Consider the following 25553-nt stretch of genomic DNA (forward strand, 5'->3'; position numbering starts at 1 on the left):
CACAACCACAAAAATGGCAACAGGAGCCTCACATGAATTCATCGACCGCCGGGCCTGGCGCCGGGCAATTGGAAACCCGTGGCATCGAACCGGTGCCGGAGGCCGAGTGTAGCGGTCATCCACTGCAACTGTTCTGGGTCTGGTTCGCGGCCAACATTTCCATCCTCGGCCTGCCGCTGGGCGCCACGCTGGTTGCGTTTCGCGGCCTGGCAATCTGGCAGGCAATCATCGTCGCGATCCTCGGCGCTGCCGGTTCTTTCGCCGTGGTCGGGATCATCTCCATCGCCGGTCGTCGTGGTCGCGCACCGAGCCTGACCCTGTCGCGAGCGATCTTCGGAGTCCGCGGTAATATCGCGCCGACCCTGGTCTCGTTGATGTCGCGCCTGGGTTGGGAAACCGTCAACACCACTACTGCAGCGTTCGTGTTGCTGTCGCTGTGCTCAATCCTGTTTGGCTCGCCGGTGGAAGCCAAAAGCGCACCGGTATTGACCCTTATCTTCATCGCGATTTTCGTGTTGCTGACCTTGTCGGTATCCGGCCTTGGGCATGCGACGTTACTGGTCATCCAGAAGTGGGCCACTTACGTATTCGGCGCACTGAACCTTCTGGTCGGCGGTTTCCTCTGCGCTACCATCGACTGGAGCGCGGTGTTCAACGCCGCGCCCGCACCGTTGAGCGCGATGATCATCGGCGTCGGCACGATGGCGGCCGGCACCGGGATTGGATGGGCCAATGCCGGTGCGGACATGTCGCGCTATCAGCACCGCAGCGTCAAAGCAGCGCGCCTGGTGGCGTCGGCGGCCTTCGGGGCGGGAATTCCACTGGTATTGTTGATCACCCTCGGCGCCCTGCTGTCGGTGGGTAACAACGACCTGGCCTCGGCCACCGACCCGATCATCGCGATCCGCGACATGCTTCCGACCTGGATGGCCGTGCCGTACCTGATCACCGCCTTCGGTGGATTGCTGCTGTCGAACAACCTGTCGGTGTACTCCGCTGGTTTGACCACGTTGACCCTGGGCTTGAAGGTCAAGCGCGTCTACGCGGTGGTGGTTGATATCGTCGCCATCTTTGCCGGTTCGATTTACTTCATGCTGATCGCCGACAGTTTCTATGGTCCGTTCATTACCTTCATTTCCTTGCTGGCAGTACCGATCACGGCATGGGTCGGGATCTTCGTCGTGGACTTGATTCACCGTCATTACTACAGCCCCAAGGATCTGCTGGACGTCAGCCCGAGCAGTGCTTATTGGTATCGCGGTGGCATCGAGTGGCGCGCATTGGGGGCGTGGGCGGTGGCGATCGTGTTGGGCTTCAGTTTCACCACCATCGGCACCACTGAACAAACTGTCTGGTTCCGCGGGTTCCTGTCCGACTCCTGGCTGGGGCATAACGGCCTCGGCTGGATCGTGACGTTCCTGGTGGCGGGTGGGATCTATTTTGTACTCGGTGGTGCCAAGGATCGTCGCTGCGCATTGGTCGAGAGCGCTCATGCCTAAGATGCTGCACACCGGCCAGGTCATGATCGACCTGGTCATGGCCGTGGATAAACTGCCTCAGCCGGGCGGCGATGTGCTGGCACAGTCCGCCAGTTTTGAAGCCGGCGGCGGGTTCAATGTGATGGCTGCTGCACGGCGTAATGGCTTGACGGTGGTCTACCTCGGTCGTCATGGCACCGGTCGTTTCGGTGATCTGGCGCGCGAGGCCATGAAGGTTGAAGGCATTCGGATCGGCACCGCTCAGTGTGCCGAACGGGATACGGGCGTGTGCGTGGCAGTGACCGATGCATCGGCTGAACGCAGTTTCATTTCGTACATCGGCGCCGAGGGCGAGTTGACGGCCGAGGATTTGGCGAGCGTGCGGGCCGAGGCGGGCGACTACGTTTACGTCAGCGGCTACAGCCTGCTGCATGGCGGCAAGGCTCAGGCGCTGGTGGGGTGGGTGATCGGTTTACCGAAGGCGATCAATGTGGTGTTCGATCCAGGTCCTCTGGTCGATTCGCCGGATGCACCGTTGATGCAGGCCTTGGCGCGGCGCATTGATCTGTGGACCAGCAACAGCGTTGAGGCGTTGCGGTTTACCGGGGCGTTGAACATTGCCCAGGCATTGGATCGATTGACCGAGTATTTACCCGCCGACGTATTGATGGTGGTTCGCGACGGCCCGCAAGGGTGTTGGATCAACCAGCGTGGCGACCGTCAGCAGGTGCCCGGTTTCAAGGTTGAGGCAGTGGACAGCAACGGCGCGGGGGATGCGCATGCCGGGGTGTTTGTGGCCGGGTTGGCGCAAGGGTTGTCGGCGCCTGAAGCGGCGCGGCGGGCGAATGCAGCGGCGGCACTCGCGGTCACTCGGCGGGGGCCGGCGACGTCGCCTGGGGTTGCTGAGGTGGATGCGTTGATCAGCAAGACGTTCGGCGCCTGAACGACCGCTATCGCGAGCAAGCTCGCTCCCACAGTTGATCTATGTTGGTCGAGGTATCGGCTGCTGGTATAGATCCAATGTGGGAGCGAGCTTGCTCGCGATGAGGTCCTCAACTCTCCATTATTTAGGCCGCTAACCCGCCTTGCGCAACGCCTCGATCAACTCCTGCTTACGCATGCCCGACCGCCCCGGAATGTTCTTCGCCCGTGCTTCTTTCCTCAAGCTTTCCACGGTTTGCATATCGCGCGAAGCCTTGCTGTTACGAGAGTGACCTTCACGGCTGGCCACAGCACGCCGCGCTGACTCCTTGCGATCTTCAGACTTGGCGCTCGCCGGTTTCTTGCGTCCGGAACCACCCCTGCGTTCTCCGCCCCCCGACTGTTTGTTCACGGTCGCCCAGGCGCGTGCTTCTGCTTCATCCTTCGAGACACCTTTGTGCTCGTAGCTTTCTTCGATGTGCTCGGCTTTGCGCTTCTGCTCGGCGGTGTATTTGTCTTTGCTTCCACGAGGCATGGGATCTCTCCTACATTCGGGATCTTTTGATGTTCAGGTGCTACACATCCAGCATGCGTGCAGCCTCGACACCCGCGGCACTGAGTTTGATCGGCAGATGCAGCGAGTGCTCGCCGGCCCCGTTGCAGATCACATGACCATGCTGAATCAATCCACGATCCTGCAGGGTGGCGAGGGTGCTGGCCACAACTCTCTCCCCCCGGTAATTGTCCAGGACCTCCTTGCCCAGACCACTCGGGTGGGCGTGCAGCAGGCGGGTCAGGACTTCTTTCTCAAGGTTGTTATCGACGTTCATGGTTACCTCTTCATGGATATGGACAGGTTTGTCGTATAGCTCGCGTCGGCGAATTATTGGCTGATACCGCCTTCGGAACCCGAACCACCGGTGGTGGGTTTCGAGCCGATGGCGGGGCCTGCTTTATCGGGCGTCTGGGTGTCTGGCACGCTCACGCCGCCTTGACGGCTCATGTCGTTGCCCTGGAGACGAGGATCAGTGCCGGTCGACGGCGGCAGGCTGCTGCCGATGCTCGCACCGTCAGTGTTCATGCCCGGTGCGCTCTGGAGGGCAGGCGCTTTCGGTTTTTCGACCGGGTCGGTCGGGCCCGTGCCGGACGCCATGGTGGCGGCGAAGGCAGCAGAGGACAACAGGGTGACGAGAGCGAGGGCGGTCAACCTGGACATGATCATGGTGTCGTCTCCGTTTAATAGAGTCCTTACCTGATATTGGTCCGCCCCCGATCTGGATTGGTGCCTGATGAACGACGAACGGTCTAGGCCTGCTGCAACGCTTTGGTGCTGGCGACCTGGCGCCAGATCAGCCGCCCCACAGTGATCAGCCAGTTCAGCAACGCTACCACCAGTACCGTGAGCAGTAACGTCGCCATGCCGTGTTCCACGATGATTTCCCCGGCCAGCAATGGAAAGCCAAACACGCCGATAAAGTAGGACAGGCTGAACAGCAGCAAGGATTGCGAGGTGGTGCCGTGCGGTGCTTCATTGGCCGCGAGGCCGTTGATCACTGAATAGGTCAGTCCGTATCCGACGCCGAGCATCATCGCCGCCAGTACGTAGCTCAAGCCGCCGTCGACGACGAAACCGAACAGCACAATCGAGCCCATCATCAGCCCTGACAGCAGACAGGACGCACGCAGCGGATCGCGCTTGACCACGAACCCGGCGATCAACAGTCGGCTGCTGATCGCTGCGCCCATGAAGCCGAAAAAGAACAACGAGTAGTCGAGCGAGCGGGTCGCCGCGTAACTGGTTTGAAAACTCGACAGACCACCGAATACGCACCCGCCGAGACCGACCATGATGATCGGGAGTACCGCTCTGGAGGACAGTACCTGTGCGGTGGCGCGCCAGGAAATTCCTGCGACTACGGCGGTGGGTGAGGGCGCTTTTTTTAGCTGCGCATCCAGTCGCCAAAACAGCAGAACGCCGATCAGGCTCGCCAGTGCCGCGAGGTAAAACGCCGCCGTCACCGGATAGCCGAAGGCACTGGCCGCGCGGCCGAGCAATGGACCGCTGCCGATCCCGGTCATCATGCTGCCCGACAGTAGCGCGAAGTATTTGGCGCGTTGAGCGGGCGTCACCAGGCTCGCCACAATGATCGGCCCCAGTGTGTAGAACACGCCCCAACCCAGCCCGAGCAGCAGCCCGAAAAACAGCAGCAAAGGGCCAAATCCCGGTGTCAGTGCAAAGCCCAGGCTGGCGGCCACCAGCAGAACGCCGAAGACGGCAATCGAGCGCGCTGCGCCAAGCCAATCGGACAAGTGCCCGGAGATAATCACCGCCGCAAACGTACTGAGCATCGCCGCCGAAATCACGCTGCCGGCATCATGTTCGTTGCCGCCGCGTGAGCCGATCAACAGCGACAGCAAAAACGTCGAGCCATAGGGCAGTGACAGCAAATAACTGGCGAGACAGAACAGGCCGAATAACCTGCTGGAGACTTGCGGTGGTGCGGTAGACATGACCCAGTTCCTTGACCCGATAACGGTGAGTGTCATCTATCTATCATGCAAGGCGCCGATGTTAGGTCCGAGGTTATCGATTTCAGGGTTAGTGATGGCCGGAGTAAAGCGTCGAAAACGTTTATGGTCTGTAGCAGCTGGCGGAGCCTGCGTTCGGCTGCGCAGCAGTCGTGAAACCTGAATACGTGGTTTTCCTGAAACACCTCAGCGTCTGATTTCACGACTGCTGTGCAGCCGAACGCAGGCTTCGCCAGCTGCTACACATGCTCCATAAATCACCTTTGAATTTCCTGTGTGACGTGCACCTCGCGCCGACTTAGTATGGCGTTTTCAACTTTTGACGAAGGCACGTTCATGACCATCGAGATCCGTCCGGCGACCCCCAGCGATGCACCGCAAATCCTCGCGTTCATCACTGAACTGGCCGATTACGAACGTGCCCGCCACGAAGTCATTGCCAGCGTCGCCGACATTGAGCGCAGCCTGTTCAGCGAAGGTGCCACAGCCCATGGCCTGATCTGCCTGCGCGATAGCCTGCCGATCGGTTTTGCGGTGTTCTTCTTCAGCTATTCCACCTGGCTGGGCAGTAACTGCCTGTACCTCGAAGACCTTTACATTACCCCCGAACAGCGCGGCGGCGGTGCCGGTAAAACCTTGCTGCGCCACCTGGCAAAAATCGCCTGCGCCAATGATTGCGGACGCTTTGAGTGGAGCGTGCTGGACTGGAATAAGCCGGCGATCGATTTCTATAAATCCCTCGGCGCGCAGCCACAGGAAGAATGGGTTCGGTATCGGATGGATGGGGCAGTGTTAAGGGAGTTTGCCGCGGGCAATTAAACCCTTAACAGATCGCAGCCTTCGGCAGCTCTACAGATTCGGTGAACGCCGCGATATCGCGGTCGACCTCAAACTCATGAGCTGGCGAAGGCTGCGATTTTTTTTGATTTAATCCCAGTATGTGGGAGCTGTAGTTATATATTGAGATTTGTCGGCGTCCGGGTTTATAGTCCAGCTCACTCACTGCCCATAAACAAAACAGGTGAAGCGATGCTGGCGCAATTGATCGCGCTCGACTGGGGGACAACCTCATTACGTGCTTACAAACTGGCCGCGGGTGGCCAGGTACTCGAACAGCGTTCGCTGTCGTCGGGGATCATGCAGTTGCCGCGCACGCCGCGAGTCATTGCCGGTGGGGAATGCGCTGACGGTTTTGAACTGGCGTTCGATGAGGCCTGCGGTGACTGGCTCGACGCGCAGCCGGATTTGCCGGTGATTGCCTGTGGCATGGTCGGCAGCGCACAGGGCTGGCACGAAGCGCCTTACCGCGACACGCCGGCGAACGTCGCTAGTCTCGGAACTTCCTTACAAATCGTGCGCAGTCTGCGCGGTGTCGATGTGCATATCGTGCCGGGTGTGATTCAGCGTTCGCGTCTGCCGAATGTGATGCGTGGCGAAGAAACCCAGGTACTGGGTGTGCTGCAGAATCTGCCGAACGGGGTGAGCGCTGATCTATTGATCGGGCTGCCGGGCAGTCATTCGAAATGGGTGGAAGTGGCCGATGGCTGCATCGTGCATTTCGATACGTTCATGACCGGCGAAGTGTTCGCCGTGCTCAGTGAACACAGCATTCTGGGGCGCACCCAACAGCGCGGGGCGTCCTTTGATGGTGAGGCATTTGATCGTGGCGTGCAGGTGGCCTTGTCCGCGGACGGCGAGATCGGTCCGCTGTCGACGCTGTTCAGTGCCCGCAGTTTGGGGCTGACCGGTGAACTGAGCGCCACGGCTCAACCGGACTATCTGTCCGGTCTTCTGATCGGTCATGAGCTGGCGGCGCTGGCCAGCGTTTTGAGGCGTCGGCGCAACAACGTTCATCTGCCTTCGATTGTCCTCATCGGTAACTCCCAACTCTGCGCCCGCTACAGCCGTGCCCTCAATGCCTGCGGTTTTGCGCGGGCGACGCTGGCCGAGCAAGCCACCGAACGCGGGTTGTGGCAGTTGGCTGTCGCCGCCGGACTGATTACCCGAACCCCATCCCGTTAAACCCGACTGGAGGTCTGACATGCTCAAGCAAGCACTGGCGCAAAACGGTCTGATCGCGATCTTGCGCGGCCTGCGCCCGCAAGAAGCGGCCGCCATTGGTGAAGTCCTTTATGCCGCCGGATTTCGCGTCATCGAAGTGCCGCTTAATTCCCCTGAGCCGTACGAAAGTATCCGCATCCTGCGCAGTACCTTACCCGCCGATTGCCTGATCGGCGCGGGCACGGTGCTGACGCCGGAACAGGTCGAACAGGTGAAAGCGGCGGGTGGACAGGTGATTGTCATGCCGCATAGCGATGCCAAGGTATTGCGCGCGGCAAAGGCAGCAGGGTTGTTTCTGTCGCCGGGTGTCGCGACGCCGACCGAGGCGTTCGCCGCGTTGGCCGAAGGCGCGGATGTGCTGAAGCTGTTTCCCGCCGAGCAGATGGGGCCGGCCGTTGTGAAAGCCTGGCTCGCGGTGTTGCCGGCAGGAACCGTGTTGGTGCCGGTCGGTGGGATCACCCCGGACAACATGCAGGTGTTTATCGATGCGGGTGTCAAAGGCTTCGGCCTGGGTTCCGGGTTGTTCAAACCGGGCATGAGTCCGCAAAACGTGGCCGTGAACGCCAAGGCGTATGTCGCTGCATGGAAGGCTCTGCGTTAAGACTTTTTGGCGCCGAGCGCGCTGCATCCAATAAGAGAGACAAAGATGAAAATTACCAAACTGACCACCTTCATCGTCCCGCCACGCTGGTGCTTCCTCAAGATTGAAACGGACGAAGGCGTGACCGGTTGGGGCGAGCCCGTGGTCGAAGGACGCGCTCACACCGTGGCGGCTGCCGTCGAAGAATTGTCTGACTACCTGATCGGCAAAGACCCACGCAACATCGAAGACATCTGGACCGTGCTCTACCGCGGCGGCTTCTACCGTGGCGGCGCAATCCACATGAGCGCGCTGGCCGGTATCGATCAGGCGTTGTGGGACATCAAGGGCAAGGCCTTGGGGGTGTCGGTCAGCGATTTGCTCGGTGGTCAGGTGCGCGACAAGATTCGTGTGTATTCGTGGATCGGCGGTGACCGGCCGGCGGACACCGCTCGTGCTGCGAAAGAAGCGGTCGAGCGTGGTTTTACGGCGGTGAAAATGAACGGCACCGAGGAGCTGCAGTTTCTCGATTCCTTCGAAAAAGTCGACCTGGCGCTGGCCAACGTCGCGGCCGTGCGCGATGCCGTGGGCCCGAACGTCGGCATTGGCGTGGACTTCCATGGCCGGGTGCACAAGCCGATGGCCAAAGTGCTGATGAAGGAACTCGACCCGTACAAACTGATGTTCATCGAAGAACCGGTGCTCAGCGAAAACTACGAAGCGCTGAAGGAGCTGGCGCCCCTGACCAGCACGCCGATTGCCCTCGGCGAGCGCCTGTTTTCGCGCTGGGATTTCAAGCGCGTGCTCAGCGAAGGTTACGTCGACATCATTCAGCCCGACGCGTCGCACGCTGGCGGCATCACCGAAACCCGCAAGATCGCCAACATGGCCGAAGCCTACGACGTGGCGCTGGCGCTGCATTGTCCGTTGGGGCCGATTGCACTGGCGGCGTGCCTGCAACTGGACGCGGTTTGCTACAACGCGTTTATCCAGGAGCAGAGCCTGGGCATCCACTACAACGAGAGCAACGACCTGCTGGATTACGTCAAGGATCCACGGGTATTCGACTATGACAAAGGCTTCGTGAAAATTCCGAATGGTCCGGGGCTGGGAATCGAGATCAATGAGGAGTACGTCATCGAACGCGCAGCGGTCGGCCATCGCTGGCGTAATCCGATCTGGCGCCATGCCGATGGCAGTTTTGCCGAGTGGTGAGTGCTGTCTGATTCAACCCCCATTCCCTGTGGGAGCGAGCCTGCTCGCGAAGACGGACTGACATTCAAAATAAATGTCCACTGATACACCGCTTTCGCGAGCAGGCTCCCACACACAAGGGGTAGCGCACGTCTTTAAATCGACCTCAATAAACATAAGAAGAGGCATTCCCCATGCAACCGCAAACCCTCACCGGGCAGGCGTCGTTGGTGACGCCCAGTCGCAAGCGTTTTTTCATCATGGTCCTGCTGTTTATCACTGTGGTGATCAACTATCTGGACCGCAGCAACCTGTCGATCGCGGCGCCGGCGCTGACCAGCGAACTGGGCATCGATCCGATTCACGTCGGGCTGATTTTCTCGGCGTTTGGCTGGACTTACGCTGCCATGCAGATCCCCGGCGGTTGGCTGGTGGACCGGGTTCCGCCGCGGATCCTCTACAGCGTCGCCTTACTGCTGTGGTCGGTCGCCACGGTGATGCTCGGTTTTGCGGCCAGTTTCATCGCACTGTTCGTATTACGTATGGCAGTCGGTGCCCTGGAGGCACCGGCGTACCCGATCAACAGTCGCGTGGTCACCACCTGGTTTCCCGAGCGCGAGCGCGCCACGGCGATCGGTTTCTATACCTCCGGGCAGTTTGTCGGGCTGGCGTTCCTGACACCGGTATTGGCCTGGTTGCAGCATCAATATGGCTGGCACATGGTGTTCGTCAGTACCGGTGCGGTGGGCATTCTCTGGGCGGTGATCTGGTACGCGGTGTATCGCGAACCTCGGGATTTCAAAGGCGCCAACGACGCCGAAATCGATTTGATCCGCGAAGGTGGCGGGTTGGTGGATATCCAGGCTGAACAAGCCAAAGTCAAAGCCAGGTTCAGCTGGACCGACCTCGGGATTGTTCTGAGCAAACGCAAGCTGTGGGGTATTTACCTCGGCCAGTTTTGCCTCAATTCGACGCTGTGGTTTTTTCTGACATGGTTCCCGACCTACCTGGTGAAGTATCGCGGCATGGACTTCATCAAGTCCGGTTTGTTGGCCTCGCTGCCATTTCTCGCGGCCTTCATCGGGGTGCTCTGTTCCGGGTTCTTTTCAGACCTCTTGATCCGTCGCGGTTACACGGTGGGTTTCGCCCGCAAGTTGCCGATCATTGGCGGCTTGCTGATTTCCACCTCGATCATCGGCGCCAACTTCGTCGAGTCGACACCGCTGGTGATTGCGTTCCTCGCGTTGGCGTTCTTCGGCAACGGTTTGGCCTCGATCACCTGGTCGCTGGTTTCAACGCTGGCCCCGGCACGGTTGCTTGGGCTGACCGGTGGGGTATTCAATTTCATCGGCAATCTGTCGGCCATTACCACACCGATCGTTATCGGTTTCCTGGCCACCGGTGATTCGTTCGCACCAGCCATCACTTACATCGCGGTGCTGGCGTTGATTGGTGCACTTTCCTACGTGCTGTTGGTCGGGAAGGTCGAGCGTATCAAGTTGTAGTCGCAGCGGTCGGGCGACCATAATGTCGCCCGTTCACTCGCTCAACGGTAAAGGCTGGATATGCAGGAAGACGCCCCAAAAAACGCCAAGGACACCGCGCCGACCGGTACCCAGACACTGCTTCGTGGCTTGGGTGTGGTTCAGGCCGTGGCCAGTGGCGCCCGCGATCTCAAGGCAATCGCCCGGCTGATCGGCACGACGCGCAGCACCACGCATCGTCTGGCCAGTTGCCTGGTGGACGAGCGTTATCTGCGTGTGGTGCCGCAAGTCGGTTATTTGTTGGGGCCGAAGCTGATCGAACTGGGTTTCCAGGCGCGCGAAGAGTTGCCGCTGGTGACCCTCGCCGGGCCCTATCTGGATGAGTTGTCGGCATTGACCGGCGACACCATTCACCTGGCGATCCGTGAAGGCGACGAAGTGCTGTACCTGCACAAGAATCCGGGGCGCAATGGCCCGGAAATGCGTTCGCGGGTCGGTCATCGCATGCCGTTGGCGCGCACCGGGATCGGCAAGGCATTGATGCTCGATGACACGCCGCAAGAGTGGCAGCGGCTGTACGAAGTCAGCCTGCCAGCGGGTGGAAAAAATCAATTCTGGCCGCAACACCCGGAGCAGTCCTGGGAGCAGTTTCAGCAGCGCATGGTCGAGTACGTGGCAGGTGGTTACGCCTTCGATCTGGAAGATAACGAACCGTCGATCCGCTGTGTGGCGGCGCCCATTCGTGATGCCAGCAAGCGCATCGTTGCCGGCATCAGCATCGCCAGCACCGTGCCTTATATGCCACTGGAAAAAATGGCCGAGCTGATTCCCCTGATCAAAGGGGTCACAGCCCGGCTCTCGGCGGAACTTGGCTTGAAGGTATAAGCCGCGAAGGTTTAGACCTTCAGCGTGGCCATGTCGATGACGAAGCGGTACTTCACGTCGCCCGCGATCATGCGGGTGTAAGCCTCGTTGATCTGACGGATGTCGAGCATTTCGACGTCGCAGGTGATGCTGTGCTCGGCGCAGAAATCCAGCACTTCCTGGGTCTCGGCGATGCCGCCGATCAGCGAGCCGGCCAGTACGCGACGCCCCAACACCAGTTTGGCGGCGTGGACCGGTGGATCAATAGGTTCGATCAAGCCCACCAGAATGTGCACACCGTCGAAACGCAGGGTGTCGAGATAGGGATTGAGATCGTGCTGCACCGGAATGGTGTCCAGCAGGAAGTCGAAATGCCCCGCCGCAGCTTTCATCTGCTCGGCATCGGTGGACACGATCACGTGGTCCGCCCCCTGACGACGACCTTCTTCAGCCTTGCTAGCCGAACGGGTGAACAGTGTGACTTGCGCGCCCATGGCTTTGGCGAATTTGATGCCCATGTGGCCGAGACCGCCCATGCCGAGAATCCCGACTTTGTCGCCAGCCTTCACGCCGTAATGCTTGAGCGGCGAATAGGTGGTGATGCCGGCACACAGGATCGGCGCGGCGCTGGCCAGGTCGAGCTTTTCCGGGATGCGCACCACGAAGTGCTCGCTGACCACGATGCTGTCGGAGTAGCCGCCCATGGTGTTGCTGCCATCGACGCGATCCGGGGTGGCGTACGTCATGGTCGGGCCTTCGAGGCAGTATTGCTCGAGATTCGATTGGCAGGCCTCGCAGCTGCGGCAGGAATCGACCATGCAGCCGACACCGACCAGATCGCCAATTTTGTGTTTGGTGACATTCGCACCAATGGCGGTCACTTTCCCGACGATTTCGTGGCCGGGCATCAGAGGGTAAACGGCAATGCCCCACTCATTGCGTGCCTGATGGATGTCGGAATGGCAGACGCCGCAGTACAGAATGTCGATTGCAACGTCGTCGGCGCGCGGGCTGCGGCGCTCGAATTTTACGGGGGCGAGGGGAGTGGTGGCCGACTGGGCGGCATAACCGATGGCGGTGTACATGAGGAACCTCGCAAAAGCTGTGACAAGTGAGGCGACGCATTTTGGGCGCCGTACCCGCTACCGACCATGGCGATTCCTCCGGGTGTCATGCCTAATCCTCCGGCATCGGCTTTCGAGTGGACGCAATGGCGATCAGACCTGCGATGATGCTTTCATCCCTTTTTTCGCGACTTTTTTTGTGAAGAGCTCTCATGTTGTTGACACGTCATCTCGATGCCAATGCCGCGCTGGTTTCGCTGATTCAGCCGTTGGCGATCCGTGACGGGTTCGTCCCGACCGCGTTGCCGGGTGTGCAGGTTTTGCGAGCCGGCTGCGATGTGGCTCGTGGTCCGCAGATTTACGAGCCTAGCCTGGTCATCATCGCCCAAGGCAGCAAATTGGCGTATCTGGGGCCGCGTACGTTGGAGTACGGCGCCGGGCATTATTTGATTCAGGCATTGCCTGTGCCGTTTGAGTGCGAAACGTTTTCGGCACCGGATGGACCGATGCTCGGGGTTTCGATCGCCATCGACCGGGCGTTGCTCGGAGAGTTGGTGTTGGCCATGGGGCTGGTGCCGGGGCGCAATATTCCCGCTCAGACACCTGAGTCCATGACCTCGGCAGTGCTCGACGATGCCATGCGCGGTTGTGTGGAACGGTTGTTGCGCTGTCTGTACGATCCGCTGGAATGCCAGATCATGGGCCCGGCGCGGTTGCGTGAATTGTTGTTCGTCGCGTTGCGGGGACCGCAGGCCGATGTGCTACGGGCATTGGTGGAACAGCAGGGGCAATTCGCCCGGATTGCGGCTTCACTCAACCATCTGCATGGGCATTTTACTGAACCGTTGAACGTCGAGACGCTGGCCGCCTGCGCGAACATGAGCGCCTCGACTTTTCATGAACACTTCAAACGCAGCACGCTGTTGTCGCCGGTGCAGTACTTGAAGCGGTTGCGACTGCTCAAGGCGCAGCAGTTGTTGCTCGCCGAAGGTTTGGGTGTGGCGCAAGTTGCGCATCGGGTGGGGTATCAGAGTACGTCGCAGTTCAGCCGCGAGTACAAGCGCTACTTCGAACGTAACCCTGGCGACGAACGCGCTGCCTGACACACCTTTGATCCCACAGGGGTAGTGGGTGTTTCCATAAATAGCAGGCAACAAAAAGGCCCCCATTTCGGGAGCCTTGATGTTCAGGCGTTCGACTTACATGTTCGGGTAAGTCGGGCCGCCAGCACCTTCTGGTGCCACCCAGGTGATGTTCTGTGCAGGGTCCTTGATGTCGCAGGTCTTGCAGTGAACGCAGTTCTGGGCGTTGATCTGGAAGCGCTTCTCGCCGTCTTCTTTGGTCACCACTTCGTACACGCCGGCCGGGCAGTAACGCTGGGCAGGCTCATCGTACATCGGCAGGTTTTTGCTGATCGGGATGCTTGGGTCGGTCAGCTTCAGGTGGCACGGTTGTTCTTCTTCGTGGTTAGTCCCCGAGATGAATACCGAGCTCAGTTTATCGAAGCTGATCTTGCCGTCCGGTTTCGGGTAATCGATCTTCTTGCAGTCGGCCGCGAGCTTGAGGCAAGCGTAATCCGGCTTGGTGTCGTGCAAGGTGAACGGCAGTTTGCCGCCGAAGATGTTCTGGTCGAGCCAGTTGAAACCGCCACCGACGATAGCGCCGAACTTGTGGATCGCCGGGCCGAAGTTGCGGCTGGCGAACAGTTCGTCGTAGAGCCAGCTCTTCTTGAACGCGTCGACGTAGGTGGTCAGCTCTTGCGTGCCATCCAGGTCGGCGAACAGTGCGTCAGCCACCGATTCAGCGGCGAGCATGCCGGACTTCATCGCGGTATGGCTGCCTTTGATCTTGGCGAAGTTCAGGGTGCCGAGGTCACAGCCGATCAGCGCGCCGCCCTTGAACACCATTTTCGGCAGCGAGTTCAGGCCGCCCTTGCAGATGGCGCGGGCGCCGTAGCTGATGCGCTTGCCGCCTTCGAGGTACTGCTTGAGTACCGGGTGATGCTTGAGGCGCTGGAACTCGTCGAACGGCGACAGGTAAGTGTTGCTGTAGGACAGGTCGACGATCAGACCCACTACCACCTGGTTGTTTTCCAGGTGATAGAGGAACGAACCACCGGTGTTCTCGGTGCCCATGATGTCCAGCGGCCAACCGGCGGTGTGTACCACCAGGCCTGGCTGATGCTTGGCCGGGTCGACTTCCCAGATTTCCTTCAGGCCGATGCCGTAGTGCTGGGCGTCAGCTTCGCTGTCGAGATTGAAACGCTTGATCAGCTGCTTGCCGATGTGGCCGCGGCAACCTTCGGCGAACAGCGTGTATTTGCCACGCAGTTCCATGCCCGGGGTGTACAGGCCTTCTTTCGGATGGCCTTCGCGGTCCACACCCAGGTCGCCGGTGATGATCCCGCGAACCACGCCGTTCTCGTCGAACAACGCTTCCTGCGCGGCGAAGCCTGGGTAGATTTCTACACCCAGGTTCTCGGCCTGCTGGGCCAGCCAGCGGCACAGGTTGCCCAGGGAGATGATGTAGTTGCCTTCGTTGTGCATGGTCTTGGGCACAAAGAGGTCAGGAATTTTCTGCGCGCTGTCGGCGTTCTTGAGCACGAAGATGTCATCGCGGGTGACCGGCGTATTCAATGGCGCGCCGAGTGCTTTCCAGTCCGGGAACAACTCGTTCAGGGCGCGTGGTTCGAACACGGCACCGGACAGGATGTGAGCACCGACTTCGGAGCCTTTTTCGACCACGCAGACGCTGATTTCCTTACCGGCTTCGGCGGCCTTCTGCTTCAATCGGCAGGCAGCGGAAAGACCAGCGGGGCCGGCACCGACGATGACGACGTCGAATTCCATGTATTCGCGTTCCACAGGTTATCTCCTACTCAAGGCTCAACAGTTTTTTTTCTAATTGGAGGTTTGATGTCGCATCCATGAACCCCTGCGCGAGCGGGGGAGAGGACAATCGATGAACCACCTTTCTCTTTGGGTGGCGCATTATATCTACACCACTCTCAGCGTCCAATACAAACGTTTGTTTGAATTGGCTCCAGGCCAGATAAATCAAAGTCACGCGGCTTATGAACGGCCATTTTGCCGTATTGACCGGAATAGGCGTTCCGGTCAAGATACGGTCGGTTTTGCGCTCGCCGTAGGCTGACTATAGGTTTCAAGAGCACCTCTAAAGACAGGGCGATGGCAGTACCCGGTAATGCGTTGCGATCTTTGTCCACGCAGTTTACACGCCGCGATAATGAATGACTCGTCAGTCATCGCTGACGAACGGTCATTACTGTCGTGAGCAAGTTCACCGGATCCAGTGCCAGCGTTTTTAGAGGTGCCCTTGCGCCGATGAGCATTATCCGCCAGGTTCGCCTAGGCGACTTTCTTTTCACCGGAGAGTAACGAGGAATCCATGAAGGTTCTTGTAGCTGTCAAACGCGTTGTGGATTACAACGTCAAGGTTCGCGTCAAGGCGGACAATTCCGGCGTCGACCTCGCCAACGTCAAGATGTCGATGAACCCGTTCTGCGAAATCGCAGTGGAAGAAGCCGTGCGCCTGAAAGAGAAAGGCGTTGCGACTGAAATCGTCGTCGTCTCCGTCGGCCCGTCTACCGCTCAAGAGCAACTGCGCACCGCGCTGGCTCTGGGTGCCGACCGCGCCATCCTCGTCGAATCCGCCGAAGACCTGACTTCCCTGGCCGTTGCCAAACTGTTGAAAGCGGTTGTCGACAAGGAACAGCCTCAGCTGGTGATCCTTGGCAAACAAGCCATCGACAGCGACAACAACCAGACTGGCCAGATGCTCGCTGCATTGAGCGGCTACGGTCAGGGCACGTTTGCTTCGAAAGTCGAAATCAGCGGCGACAGCGTTGCCGTGACTCGCGAAGTCGACGGCGGCGCGCAGACAGTTTCCCTGAAACTGCCGGCCATCGTCACCACCGACCTGCGTTTGAACGAGCCGCGCTACGCGTCCCTGCCAAACATCATGAAAGCCAAGAAGAAGCCTCTCGAAGTGCTGACTCCGGACGCTTTGGGCGTTTCCACCGCCTCCACCAACAAGACCGTCAAAGTCGAAGCGCCTGCGGCACGTAGCGCGGGTATCAAGGTCAAGTCGGTGGCTGAACTGGTCGAGAAACTGAAAAACGAAGCGAAGGTAATCTAAATGACTATCTTGGTTATTGCTGAACACGACAACAAAGTAGTGGCCCCGGCCACACTGAACACTGTGGCGGCTGCCGCCAAAATCGGTGGTGACATCCACGTTCTGGTTGCAGGCCAAGGCGTTAGCGCTGTGGCTGAAGCCGCTGCGAAAATCGCTGGCGTGGCTAAAGTGCTGGTGGCTGACAACGCCGCCTACGCTCACCAACTGCCGGAAAACGTAGCCCCGCTGGTTGCAGAGTTGGGCAAGGGCTACAGCCACATCCTGGCTGCCGCTACTTCCAACGGCAAAAACATCCTGCCGCGCGTTGCCGCTGCACTGGACGTTGACCAGATCTCCGAGATCATCTCGGTGGAAAGCGCTGACACCTTCAAGCGCCCGATCTATGCCGGTAACGCCATCGCTACCGTGCAATCGAACGCTGCCGTGAAAGTGATCACCGTGCGTGCCACCGGTTTCGACCCGGTGGCTGCTGAAGGTGGTTCGGCTGCCGTTGAAACCGTTGCTGCTGCTCACGACGCTGCGATTTCCAGCTTCGTTGGCGAAGAACTGGCCAAGTCCGATCGGCCGGAACTGACCGCTGCCAAGATCGTCGTTTCCGGCGGCCGCGGCATGCAGAACGGCGACAACTTCAAACACCTGTACGCCCTGGCCGACAAGCTGGGCGCGGCCGTCGGAGCTTCGCGCGCCGCGGTCGACGCAGGTTTCGTACCCAACGACATGCAGGTCGGTCAGACCGGCAAGATCGTTGCGCCACAGCTGTACATCGCCGTCGGTATCTCCGGCGCGATCCAGCACCTGGCCGGCATGAAAGACTCCAAGGTGATCGTTGCGATCAACAAGGACGAAGAAGCGCCGATCTTCCAGGTGGCCGATTACGGCCTGGTGGCGGATCTGTTCGAAGCTATCCCTGAGTTCGAGAAGCTGGTCTAATCCAGCGGCCTGACTTATAAAGAGCCCGACCTTTTGGTCGGGCTTTTTTTTTGTTCTTCCTGTAGGAGCGAGCTTGCTCGCGATGGACTTTAACGTTGACGCGCACTTTGGATAAACGCGGCGTACTGGAGATCATCGCGAGCAAGCTCGCTCCTACAGGGTATAACCGGGTTTGAGTGGAGAATGTCGCCATGGATCTGCGCCGAGTGTTGGGTCGGTCAGTACTGCTAGGGCTATCGGTGTTGCCAGCCCTGTCCATAGCAGCGGGCAAGTGCGAACGCCTCGTGGTGACCGGCAGTCCGGATGCGCCCCCGTATCTGTGGCAAGACCCGCAAAACCCCAAGCACCTGATCGGCGCCAGTGCCGATCTGTTAAAGCAAGTAGCGGGGCAGTTGGGCATCAAGGTTGAGCTGCTTTATGCCGGCAGCCGTTCCCAGGCCCTCGACGAAGTGCGCAGCGGGCGCATGGACATGCTTGCCGATGCATCACTGACGGTCAGCGAGCTGGAAGCCCTGGATTACATTCATCCGCCGTTGCTGGAAAACGATTACCTTGTCTGGACTCGCAAAGACTCGGCATTGGTTTACAACGAAGCACAGGACCTTCACGGTCATCCCGGCGCATTGTCGCAAAAATCTCGAATGACCCCGGCATTCGGCACCTTCGCCGAACAGCAATTGACCCTCGTACGCACTAAAAACCTGACGCAGGCCTTTCAGAAGTTGCTGTTGGGCGAGGTGGAATATGTGCTGGCCGGACGCTACTCGGGCATGGCGGCCGCGCAGACACTAAGCATGGACAGCGACCTGGTTGCTCGTTCGCAGCCGGTCGACAAACCCGGTCTGTTCCTCGCGGTTTCCCATAACTCCGCCTGCAACGATCCATGGTTGCGCGGACAGCTGGCCAAAAAGATGACAGAATTGCCCGCGTCCGGACTGACGGAAGCCGTCCTGCAACGCAACATCGAGCGTTGGAAATCGCAGCAGCAACAACCCGTCAGTACCTCAAAACAGTAGGGATTCTTAGTGAGTATTCGACCTCTTTTCGCTGCCCTGGCCGTTCTGGCTCTGGCGGGTTGTGCAGCCGATCCGGCGCCGAATGAACAAATACGTTTGACCGAACAGGCACTTGAACAAGCCAAGGCCGTGGGCGCCAACGCCGACGACGTGCCGGAGATGAAGCTGGCCGAAGAAAAATTCGCCCGTGCCCAGGGCAACATGGCGGATCAGTCCTACAAACACGCCCGCATGCGGGCCGAACAGGCCGAGCTGGATGCGCGTCTGGCCGAAGCCCGGGTCCTGACCCTCAAAAGTGAAGAGCAGCTGAACGTGCTCAATACCCGCATCACTCGCCTGCGCAAGCAATTGGGAGATGCCCAATGAGCCTCAAATCCAAAGTGCTTGGCGGTTTGATCCTGGCCGGTTGCGCCAGCCTTTACGGTTGCGCCGGCCAGCAGAGTGAGGCCGCGCTGCAGCAGGCCGGTAGCGATTTCCAGAAGGTCAAGGAAGACGCCAATGTGCTGCGTATTGCACCCAAGGACGTGATTCGCGCCGGTGAGTCCCTGGCCCGCGCGGATCGGCTGTCCAGTTACTGGGGCAGCGGGCCCGACGTGCTGCATTACGCTTATCTGAGCCAACGCTACAGCGAGATCGCTCGGGAGCACACCAATCAGGTGCTCAACGAAGAGCGTGCGGCCAAACTCGACCTGGAGCGTCAGCGCCTGCAACTGGCCCTGCGAGAATCCAAACTGCTGAGCGTGCAGCAGCAGGGCAAGTGGCTCGAAGAACAGATCGTTGCGCTGGCCACCACTCAGACCGACCGTGGTCTGGTGATGACACTGGGCGATGTGCTGTTCGACACCGGCGAAGCAGAGTTGAAAAACTCCGCCAACCGAGTGGTATTGAAAATCGTCCAGTTCCTGCAGCTCAACCCCAAACGTGTGGTGCGGATCGAAGGTTATACCGACAGCACCGGCGGCAAACAGGACAACCTCAAGCTGTCGCGTGACCGAGCACAATCGGTGGCGGATGTACTGATAGACCTTGGCATCGACGAAAAACGTATTCAGGTCGAAGGCTACGGGGACGAATATCCGGTGGACGTAAATGCCTCCGAGCGAGGTCGTGCACAGAACCGTCGTGTGGAAATTGTGTTCTCCGACAAAAAAGGCCAGCTCGGCGCCGCCCGCTAAGGGGGGCGCCAGTAGCCCTGTAGGAGCTCCAACCCGGCCTGTCAGTCAGCGCCGGGTTTTTTTGCCTGCCGATTACCTCGCACCTATCCATAAAAGCAGTACAGATTTTGCTGACACCGCACTGTATGGTCGACTATTGTGGCAACTGTCCCCGTACACTTCTAAACTGTTCCGGTATTGTTTCACACAAGAATAAAATGCCCGTGAAATCGAGTGCTGCGTCATGACCAATCTTTTGCTCTACCAACGTATTGCTCAACAACTGGCCGAAGACATCCGCCGCGGTGTCTACCAACCGGGGGAGCGCGTGCCTTCGGTGCGCAAGATGAGCTCGCAGCTCAATGTCAGCCATGCCACGGTGTTGCAGGCTTACGCCAATCTCGAAGATCAGGGGCTGATCCGTGCCCGCCCGCAGTCGGGTTACTACGTGCACCAGACGCCAGCGCTGACGGCACCGACGCCGGATATCGCCCGGGTCGAGCGCCCCGGTCTGGTCACTCGCAGCAGCATCATTCAGCAAGTACTGGTCGAATCCCGCCGCGAGGGCGTGTTCCCGTTGGGCGCCGCAGTGCCGAGCGTCGATTACCTGCCCGTGCGGGCGCTGCATCAGCAACTGGCTAAAGTCACCCGCTTCCATAGCCCTCGGGCTTTCAGCTATATGTTCAGCCCGGGTTTTGAGCCGTTGCGCCGACAAGTAGCGATTCGCATGCGCGATGCTGGCGTGGTGGTCGATCCGTCGGAAGTGGTAATCACCCACGGTTGTGTCGATGCCTTGCAGATGTCATTACGCGTGCTGACGCGGCCAGGTGATCTGATTGCTGCTGAATCGCCGACCTATTACGGTCTGCTGCAACTGGCAGACTTATTGGGCCTCAAGGTCATCGAGATTCCCAGCGATCCGGCTACTGGCATGAGCCTTGAGGCTCTGCAGTTGGCGGCTAACCAGTGGTCGATCAAGGCGCTGGTGCTGACCACTCGTCTGAGCAATCCTTTGGGCGGCACCATGCCCGAAGAACGGCAGAAGCAACTGCTGCGGCTGGCCTCGGATTTCGATATCCAGATTGTCGAAGACGATATCTACGGCGAGTTGATGTTTGAACAAGGTCGCACCAAATCGCTCAAGGCCTACGATCGGCTGGACAGGGTGATCTATTGCTCAAGCTTCTCCAAAACCCTGTCGCCGGGCGTGCGGATCGGCTGGATGATTGCCGGCAAGTACCAGCAGGAGATCCAGCGCTTGCAAACCTTCAGTACGCATTCCGCCTGTAGCGTCACGCAGATGGGCATTGCGGCTTACCTGGAGAACGGCGGCTACGACCGTCACTTGCGCTACATTCGTCAGGAATACCGCAAGAATCTCAGCGCCTTTCAGCTGGCGGTGCAGCAGTATTTTCCGGAAGGTACACAGATGACCCGACCGACCGGCGGTTTCATTCTGTGGGTCAGTCTGCCAGGGCGGGTCAACACGCAGGAGCTGCACGTACGGGCCTTGCAGCAAGGCATCAGTATCGCCCCGGGGTTGATTTTCAGTAACACCGAGCAGTTCAATCACTGTATTCGGCTGAACTGCGGGATACCCTGGAATCGTGAAGCCGAGCGAGCATTGATGACCCTTGGCCTGCTGGCCACTCAGCTCTGCCAGGAGACGGCTGGCGGCATTTGATAAAACGGACAGGTTGTTCCTGTCCGCGCTTGTCTTGTGACGTGCAACAAGCCAGCATATGGCCCTCTGCCGTTAGTGCTGTTGAGTCCATGAAACCGATTTTTCCTGCCGCCTGGCTGTCGATCTGCCTGTTGATAACCTGTCCGGCCGAAGGTGTGGTGGCGGCTTCCCTACAGGAAAAGCCGCTAACAAGCGCCACCGCGAAAAAAACATTACCCATCAAGAATGTCGCGCCGGTCAAAAAGAAACCGGCAGCCGTCAAGAAACGTCCACCGATTGCCTCAAAATCGATGCCGGCCAGCGAAGTGGTGAAAACCCAACTTCCTTCGGCCAACCTGGATTTGAGCCTGCCCAAGGATATGGTCGAAGAATTGAAGCCGGAGGGTACGGTCACGTTACCCCGGCACGATGTAGTGCTGCCGCAAATGTTTGGAGAAAAGACAGACAGCAGCCCCTTTCAACTCAATGGGCGGCTGATCAAGAACGGAATGGGCTTACAGCTGCGCAACGAAGAACGCCGTGAAGTCGAAGGTGCTGCGTTGGATTTTGAGTTCAAGCGCTGATTTTTCTATCCATCCACGACCCGCCAACCAGACGCTTTGTCGGAGACTGGTCAGTCACCTTCGTTTCAGCGAAAAAACCCGGTCCCAGGTAATTTTAAACAACTGTTTTAGCGGTTACTCTGTGCCACGTCCTTTAACACATCGCCCGTCGCGAGGAGCTCGTCGTCATGAAATGCCGTGAAGGCTGTGGCGCCTGTTGCATTGCCCCTTCCATCAGTTCGCCAATTCCCGGTATGCCCAATGGCAAAGCGGCCGGAGAACGTTGCCTGCAACTGTCTGTCGATAATCTGTGCAGTATTTTCGGAAAACCGGAACGTCCGGCGGTTTGCTCGGCGTTTGAAGCCGATGTCGAGGTGTGTGGAGGCAGCAGTGAGGAAGCCATCAAGCTACTTGGTTGGTGGGAGCAAATGACGGCGGCGTGATGTATTCAACGAACGGAACTTCAACAACAAGGAATAAGACTATGGGTTCGCTGCATCGTTTGGCTGTGCTATGTGGTTTGACGGTTGTGCTGGCTACTTCGGTCGCTCAGGCCGAAGACTGGAAAACCGCCAAGGACGAAGACGGCATCAAGGTTTCGTTGAGTGAAGTCGCTGGCTCCGACTACAAGGCCTACCGGGGCGTCACCGTCATGAAAACCACCATTGCCAAACTGCGGGCGTTGCAAGAAGACGTGCCGGGAGCCTGCGCCTGGATTCACGAATGCAAGACCCAGAAGCTGCTCAAGCATGAGGGTGATCAGAGCTGGACGTACACTCAGTTCAACACCCCATGGCCGGTCACCCCGCGTGATTCGGTGTTGCATGTCACCACCGTCGAAGGCGCCGATGGCAGCCTGACCCGCAAACTCGAAGGCGTGCCGAAGTACGTTCCCGAAGAGAAAGGTTTCGTGCGGGTCGCCAAGGTCGAGGGCTTCTGGAAATTCGTACCCAAGGGCGACCAGATTGAAGTGACCTATCAGGTGCATACCGAGCCGGGCGGCAGCATACCGTCGATGGTGGCCAACAAGTTCGTGGTCGATGCGCCGTTCAATACCTTGAAAGCCCTGAGAGCGCGCGCCGAGAAGTAAACGTGTCGCTCTTTTGATAAGATGCCCCGACTTGTTCGGGGCGTTTTGCTTTTTGCGCTTTAATTTGTTTCTAATTATACGTTGCACGAAATTTTCACAAAGCCCCCAAGACAATTCGCCCGCGCCAGGAATGCCCGGCAGTAATCCATGGCAATGCTGCGGTCGATCGTGCACCATTTACTCACCGCGCAAGCCACGGGGCCGAGGCATGGCCAATAGATGGCAGGGCGCAGCTTTATTTTTGAAACTTAAACTTCCAATGGGTCCTAAAACGACATGGCAATCCCGGACGCCCTGAATCAGCAGCGAGCTTCAAGTCGCCTGCTGCAACCGACCGTCAAATCGCATCTGGCCTACACGCTTTTGTGTGCCTTGGTCATGATGGTCATGTTCAGCCTGCTGCGCGTCGCGCTGTTGGTCTACAACCGGTCGATGATCCTCGATACACCAGCCTCGACCTTCCTCGAGGCATTTGCCAACGGTCTGCGCTTCGACGTGCGCCTTGTGGTCTATCTCTCCATTCCGCTGGTGCTGGCGCTGTTCAGTGCCCGGGCCATGGCGGCTCGTGGGTTCTTTCGTTTCTGGTTGACCGTTACCTCCAGCATTGCGCTGTTCCTCGGCTTGATGGAGATGGATTTTTACCGTGAATTCCACCAGCGCCTCAACGGCCTGGTCTTCCAGTATGTAAAGGAAGATCCGAAAACCGTGATGAGCATGCTTTGGTACGGTTTCCCGGTGGTTCGCTACCTGCTGGCCTGGGCCGTGGGCACTTTTATTCTGACGCTGGGGTTCAAGGGCGCCGACCGCGCCACCCGTCCTCGCGGTCCATTCAGCGGCGGCAGCATAGGCACGCGCCAGGTCGCTCCGTGGTATGCGCGTATCGCGGTGTTCGTGGTGTGCCTGATGGTCTGCGTGGTTGCCGCTCGTGGCACTCTGCGTCAAGGCCCGCCGTTGCGTTGGGGGGACGTCTACACCACTGACTCCAACTTCGCCAACCAGTTGGGCCTCAATGGCACCTTGCAACTGATTGCCGCGGCCGAGAGCCGGATGTCGGACGAGCGCAGTAACATCTGGAAAGCGAGGCTGGATCAGCCATTGGCCGAACAGACCGTGCGTGACATGCTACTGACCTCGGGCGACAAGCTGGTCGATGCCGACATCGCCGCGGTACGCCGTAACTACACACCTGACGCCAACAAGACCCTGCCGATCAAGAATGTCGTCGTCATTCTGATGGAAAGCTTCGCCGGTCACTCGGTGGGTGCTTTGGGTCGTCCGGGCAACGTCACGCCATACTTCGACAAATTGTCGAAAGAAGGTTTGTTGTTCGACCGTTTCTTCTCCAACGGAACCCATACCCACCAAGGCATGTTCGCCACGATGGCCTGCTTCCCTAACCTGCCGGGTTTCGAGTACCTGATGCAGACCCCGGAAGGCAGCCATAAATTGTCTGGCCTGCCGCAACTGCTCAGCGCTCGTGACTACGACAACGTGTACGTCTACAACGGCGATTTTGCGTGGGACAACCAGTCGGGTTTCTTCAGCAACCAGGGCATGACCAACTTCATTGGTCGTAACGACTACGTTAACCCGGTGTTTTCCGATCCTACGTGGGGCGTGTCCGATCAGGACATGTTCAACCGTGGTCTGGAAGAATTGAAAGCACGCGATGGCAAGGACAAAAAACCGTTCTATGCCTTGCTGCAAACCCTCTCCAACCACACGCCATACGCGATGCCTACGCCATTACCGGTGGAGCCTGTAACTGACCGTGGCACCCTCAACGAGCATTTGACCGCGATGCGTTACTCCGACTGGGCGCTGGGTCAGTTCTTCGAGAAGGCGCGTAAAGAGCCGTATTTCAACGAAACCCTGTTCGTGATCGTTGGCGACCACGGTTTTGGCGACGAACAGCAAATCACCGAAATGGACCTGGGCCGCTTCAACGTACCGATGCTGATGATCGCGCCGGGCATCCAGGAAAAATTCGGTCAACGTGACCACACGGTAGGCACGCAGATCGACATCGTGCCGACCATCATGGGGCGCGTAGGTGGCGACGTGGTGCATCAATGCTGGGGTCGTGATCTGCTGAATCTTCCGGAAGGCGACAAGGGTTTCGGCGTAATCAAACCTTCGGGTAATGATCAGACAGTCGCATTGCTGACCGCGGACCGAGTGTTGGTACTGCCCAAAGATATGCCGCCGAAGCTTTATCAGTACGAACTGGGGGCCAATCCGAAAGGTGAGGTTATTCCGACATCGGGCGACGAAGCAGCCCTCCAGCAGAAACTTGAGTCGTTCTTGCAGACTGCGACCAAAAGCCTGCTCGACAACACCGCCGGTGTGGTTGACGGCAAGCCGGACTAAGTTTGGCGCAATAAAAAAAGAGGCCCATCAAAATGGGTCTCTTTTTTTTTGCCTGCCAATTCTTTATATCTTGCCAAGCAACAGCAGGATCAACAGCACCACCAACACCACACCGATGATACCCGATGGGCCATAACCCCAACTTCTGGAATGCGGGAACACTGGCAAACCACCGACCAGCAACAGGATCAGGATAACGATAAGAATTGTGCCCATGTCTATTTCCTTGTTGGAAGTGTTGTGGAAAGACCTAGCCTTTTAACGATCAGCTGGAATGCAATTAATTCGAGCTGCTTACAAAATCCGACTGGCGCGAATGAATGAAAATTCCAAGTTTTTTTAATATTTTTTGAAGAAGGGTTTATTTCGTTTTTTGTTGGTTCTGGTTAACGCTGTCGCTCCCACGGTTTGCTCGAACCATTCAGCAATCTGAT

At 58.6% G+C, this 25553-nt stretch carries 26 protein-coding genes; 19 read left to right on the forward strand and 7 right to left on the reverse strand.

All coding sequences use genetic code 11. From position 1 onward, the window contains the following. Positions 1-32 precede the first annotated feature (32 nt). Positions 33-1499, forward strand: a complete 1467-nt coding sequence (locus ACM6IR_RS20805) for a purine-cytosine permease family protein (RefSeq protein ID WP_414909438.1) — start codon at positions 33-35, stop codon at positions 1497-1499. Continuing rightward, on the forward strand, positions 1492-2421 hold the full coding sequence (locus ACM6IR_RS20810; protein WP_414909439.1) for a PfkB family carbohydrate kinase: 930 nt from the start codon (positions 1492-1494) through the stop codon (positions 2419-2421). The genes ACM6IR_RS20805 and ACM6IR_RS20810 overlap by 8 nt, the downstream gene beginning before the upstream one ends. A 132-nt stretch (positions 2422-2553) precedes the next feature. Here ACM6IR_RS20810 and ACM6IR_RS20815 read toward each other — a convergent pair whose 3' ends face one another. The 4 genes from ACM6IR_RS20815 to ACM6IR_RS20830 form a co-directional block, all read right to left on the reverse strand. Continuing rightward, positions 2554-2934, reverse strand: coding sequence for a Rho termination factor N-terminal domain-containing protein (locus tag ACM6IR_RS20815; protein WP_414909440.1), 381 nt, complete (start codon positions 2932-2934; stop codon positions 2554-2556). A 40-nt stretch (positions 2935-2974) separates the two neighbouring features. Further along, positions 2975-3229: a hypothetical protein gene (locus tag ACM6IR_RS20820; RefSeq protein ID WP_414909441.1), complete on the reverse strand. Its 255-nt coding sequence runs from the start codon at positions 3227-3229 to the stop codon at positions 2975-2977. Positions 3230-3282: 53 nt separating this feature from the next. Further along, positions 3283-3621 (reverse strand): hypothetical protein, encoded by a 339-nt coding sequence (locus ACM6IR_RS20825; RefSeq protein ID WP_414909442.1) that lies wholly within the window; start codon positions 3619-3621, stop codon positions 3283-3285. A gap of 83 nt (positions 3622-3704) precedes the next feature. Then, complete coding sequence (locus ACM6IR_RS20830; protein ID WP_414909443.1) at positions 3705-4910, reverse strand: MFS transporter; 1206 nt, start codon at positions 4908-4910, stop codon at positions 3705-3707. 354 nt (positions 4911-5264) lie between these two features. On the opposite strand from ACM6IR_RS20830, the gene ACM6IR_RS20835 reads away from it, so the two are divergent. From ACM6IR_RS20835 to ACM6IR_RS20860, 6 genes are all read left to right on the forward strand, one after another. Next, positions 5265-5747 carry a GNAT family N-acetyltransferase gene (locus ACM6IR_RS20835; RefSeq protein WP_414909636.1) on the forward strand — a complete coding sequence of 161 codons (483 nt, stop codon included), beginning with the start codon at positions 5265-5267 and terminating at the stop codon, positions 5745-5747. 210 nt (positions 5748-5957) lie between these two features. Then, positions 5958-6950, forward strand: coding sequence for a 2-dehydro-3-deoxygalactonokinase (locus tag ACM6IR_RS20840; protein ID WP_414909444.1), 993 nt, complete (start codon positions 5958-5960; stop codon positions 6948-6950). A gap of 19 nt (positions 6951-6969) precedes the next feature. After that, positions 6970-7590: a 2-dehydro-3-deoxy-6-phosphogalactonate aldolase gene (locus ACM6IR_RS20845; protein ID WP_414909445.1), complete on the forward strand. Its 621-nt coding sequence runs from the start codon at positions 6970-6972 to the stop codon at positions 7588-7590. Positions 7591-7635: 45 nt separating this feature from the next. Beyond that, on the forward strand, positions 7636-8784 hold the full coding sequence (dgoD, locus tag ACM6IR_RS20850) for a galactonate dehydratase (protein WP_090186690.1): 1149 nt from the start codon (positions 7636-7638) through the stop codon (positions 8782-8784). A gap of 173 nt (positions 8785-8957) precedes the next feature. Beyond that, entirely contained in the window at positions 8958-10268 is a 1311-nt protein-coding gene (locus ACM6IR_RS20855; RefSeq protein WP_414909446.1) for an MFS transporter, read from the forward strand. A 60-nt stretch (positions 10269-10328) separates the two neighbouring features. Beyond that, the gene (locus ACM6IR_RS20860; protein ID WP_414909447.1) at positions 10329-11132 is read left to right on the forward strand and encodes an IclR family transcriptional regulator; all 804 of its coding nucleotides are present in this window, start codon (positions 10329-10331) and stop codon (positions 11130-11132) included. Positions 11133-11143: 11 nt separating this feature from the next. Here the strand turns inward: ACM6IR_RS20860 and ACM6IR_RS20865 are convergent, their stop codons facing one another. After that, on the reverse strand, positions 11144-12196 hold the full coding sequence (locus ACM6IR_RS20865; RefSeq protein WP_414909448.1) for an NAD(P)-dependent alcohol dehydrogenase: 1053 nt from the start codon (positions 12194-12196) through the stop codon (positions 11144-11146). A gap of 191 nt (positions 12197-12387) precedes the next feature. On the opposite strand from ACM6IR_RS20865, the gene ACM6IR_RS20870 reads away from it, so the two are divergent. After that, positions 12388-13278, forward strand: a complete 891-nt coding sequence (locus tag ACM6IR_RS20870; RefSeq protein WP_414909449.1) for an AraC family transcriptional regulator — start codon at positions 12388-12390, stop codon at positions 13276-13278. A 96-nt stretch (positions 13279-13374) separates the two neighbouring features. Here ACM6IR_RS20870 and ACM6IR_RS20875 read toward each other — a convergent pair whose 3' ends face one another. Beyond that, on the reverse strand, positions 13375-15039 hold the full coding sequence (locus ACM6IR_RS20875; RefSeq protein WP_414909450.1) for an electron transfer flavoprotein-ubiquinone oxidoreductase: 1665 nt from the start codon (positions 15037-15039) through the stop codon (positions 13375-13377). A gap of 544 nt (positions 15040-15583) precedes the next feature. On the opposite strand from ACM6IR_RS20875, the gene ACM6IR_RS20880 reads away from it, so the two are divergent. The 10 genes from ACM6IR_RS20880 (at position 15584) to ACM6IR_RS20925 (ending at position 25119) form a co-directional block, all read left to right on the forward strand. Then, positions 15584-16333 carry an electron transfer flavoprotein subunit beta/FixA family protein gene (locus ACM6IR_RS20880; RefSeq protein ID WP_007945693.1) on the forward strand — a complete coding sequence of 250 codons (750 nt, stop codon included), beginning with the start codon at positions 15584-15586 and terminating at the stop codon, positions 16331-16333. Further along, positions 16334-17263 carry an electron transfer flavoprotein subunit alpha/FixB family protein gene (locus ACM6IR_RS20885; RefSeq protein WP_414909451.1) on the forward strand — a complete coding sequence of 310 codons (930 nt, stop codon included), beginning with the start codon at positions 16334-16336 and terminating at the stop codon, positions 17261-17263. It begins immediately after the preceding gene. 191 nt (positions 17264-17454) lie between these two features. Continuing rightward, positions 17455-18279, forward strand: a complete 825-nt coding sequence (locus tag ACM6IR_RS20890; RefSeq protein WP_414909452.1) for a substrate-binding periplasmic protein — start codon at positions 17455-17457, stop codon at positions 18277-18279. Between the two features lie 9 nt (positions 18280-18288). Continuing rightward, a complete protein-coding gene (locus ACM6IR_RS20895) occupies positions 18289-18645 on the forward strand; it encodes a DUF4398 domain-containing protein (protein ID WP_414909453.1) in 357 nt (118 codons plus the stop codon). After that, positions 18642-19454 (forward strand): OmpA family protein, encoded by an 813-nt coding sequence (locus ACM6IR_RS20900; protein WP_414909454.1) that lies wholly within the window; start codon positions 18642-18644, stop codon positions 19452-19454. The genes ACM6IR_RS20895 and ACM6IR_RS20900 overlap by 4 nt, the downstream gene beginning before the upstream one ends. Positions 19455-19677: 223 nt before the next feature. Next, positions 19678-21117 (forward strand): PLP-dependent aminotransferase family protein, encoded by a 1440-nt coding sequence (locus ACM6IR_RS20905; protein ID WP_414909455.1) that lies wholly within the window; start codon positions 19678-19680, stop codon positions 21115-21117. 89 nt (positions 21118-21206) lie between these two features. Continuing rightward, complete coding sequence (locus tag ACM6IR_RS20910) at positions 21207-21680, forward strand: translation initiation factor 2 (RefSeq protein ID WP_414909456.1); 474 nt, start codon at positions 21207-21209, stop codon at positions 21678-21680. A gap of 167 nt (positions 21681-21847) precedes the next feature. Further along, positions 21848-22102 (forward strand): YkgJ family cysteine cluster protein, encoded by a 255-nt coding sequence (locus tag ACM6IR_RS20915; RefSeq protein WP_414909457.1) that lies wholly within the window; start codon positions 21848-21850, stop codon positions 22100-22102. 41 nt (positions 22103-22143) lie between these two features. Beyond that, on the forward strand, positions 22144-22749 hold the full coding sequence (locus ACM6IR_RS20920) for an START domain-containing protein (protein WP_414909458.1): 606 nt from the start codon (positions 22144-22146) through the stop codon (positions 22747-22749). Positions 22750-23025: 276 nt separating this feature from the next. Next, complete coding sequence (locus tag ACM6IR_RS20925) at positions 23026-25119, forward strand: LTA synthase family protein (RefSeq protein ID WP_414909459.1); 2094 nt, start codon at positions 23026-23028, stop codon at positions 25117-25119. Positions 25120-25182: 63 nt separating this feature from the next. Here the strand turns inward: ACM6IR_RS20925 and ACM6IR_RS20930 are convergent, their stop codons facing one another. Next, positions 25183-25341, reverse strand: a complete 159-nt coding sequence (locus ACM6IR_RS20930) for a DUF3309 family protein (RefSeq protein WP_169858239.1) — start codon at positions 25339-25341, stop codon at positions 25183-25185. Between the last annotated feature and the right edge of the window lie 212 nt (positions 25342-25553).

Origin of the sequence: Pseudomonas sp. IT-P253, assembly GCF_949768125.1 — a bacterium.
Classification (GTDB): domain Bacteria; phylum Pseudomonadota; class Gammaproteobacteria; order Pseudomonadales; family Pseudomonadaceae; genus Aquipseudomonas.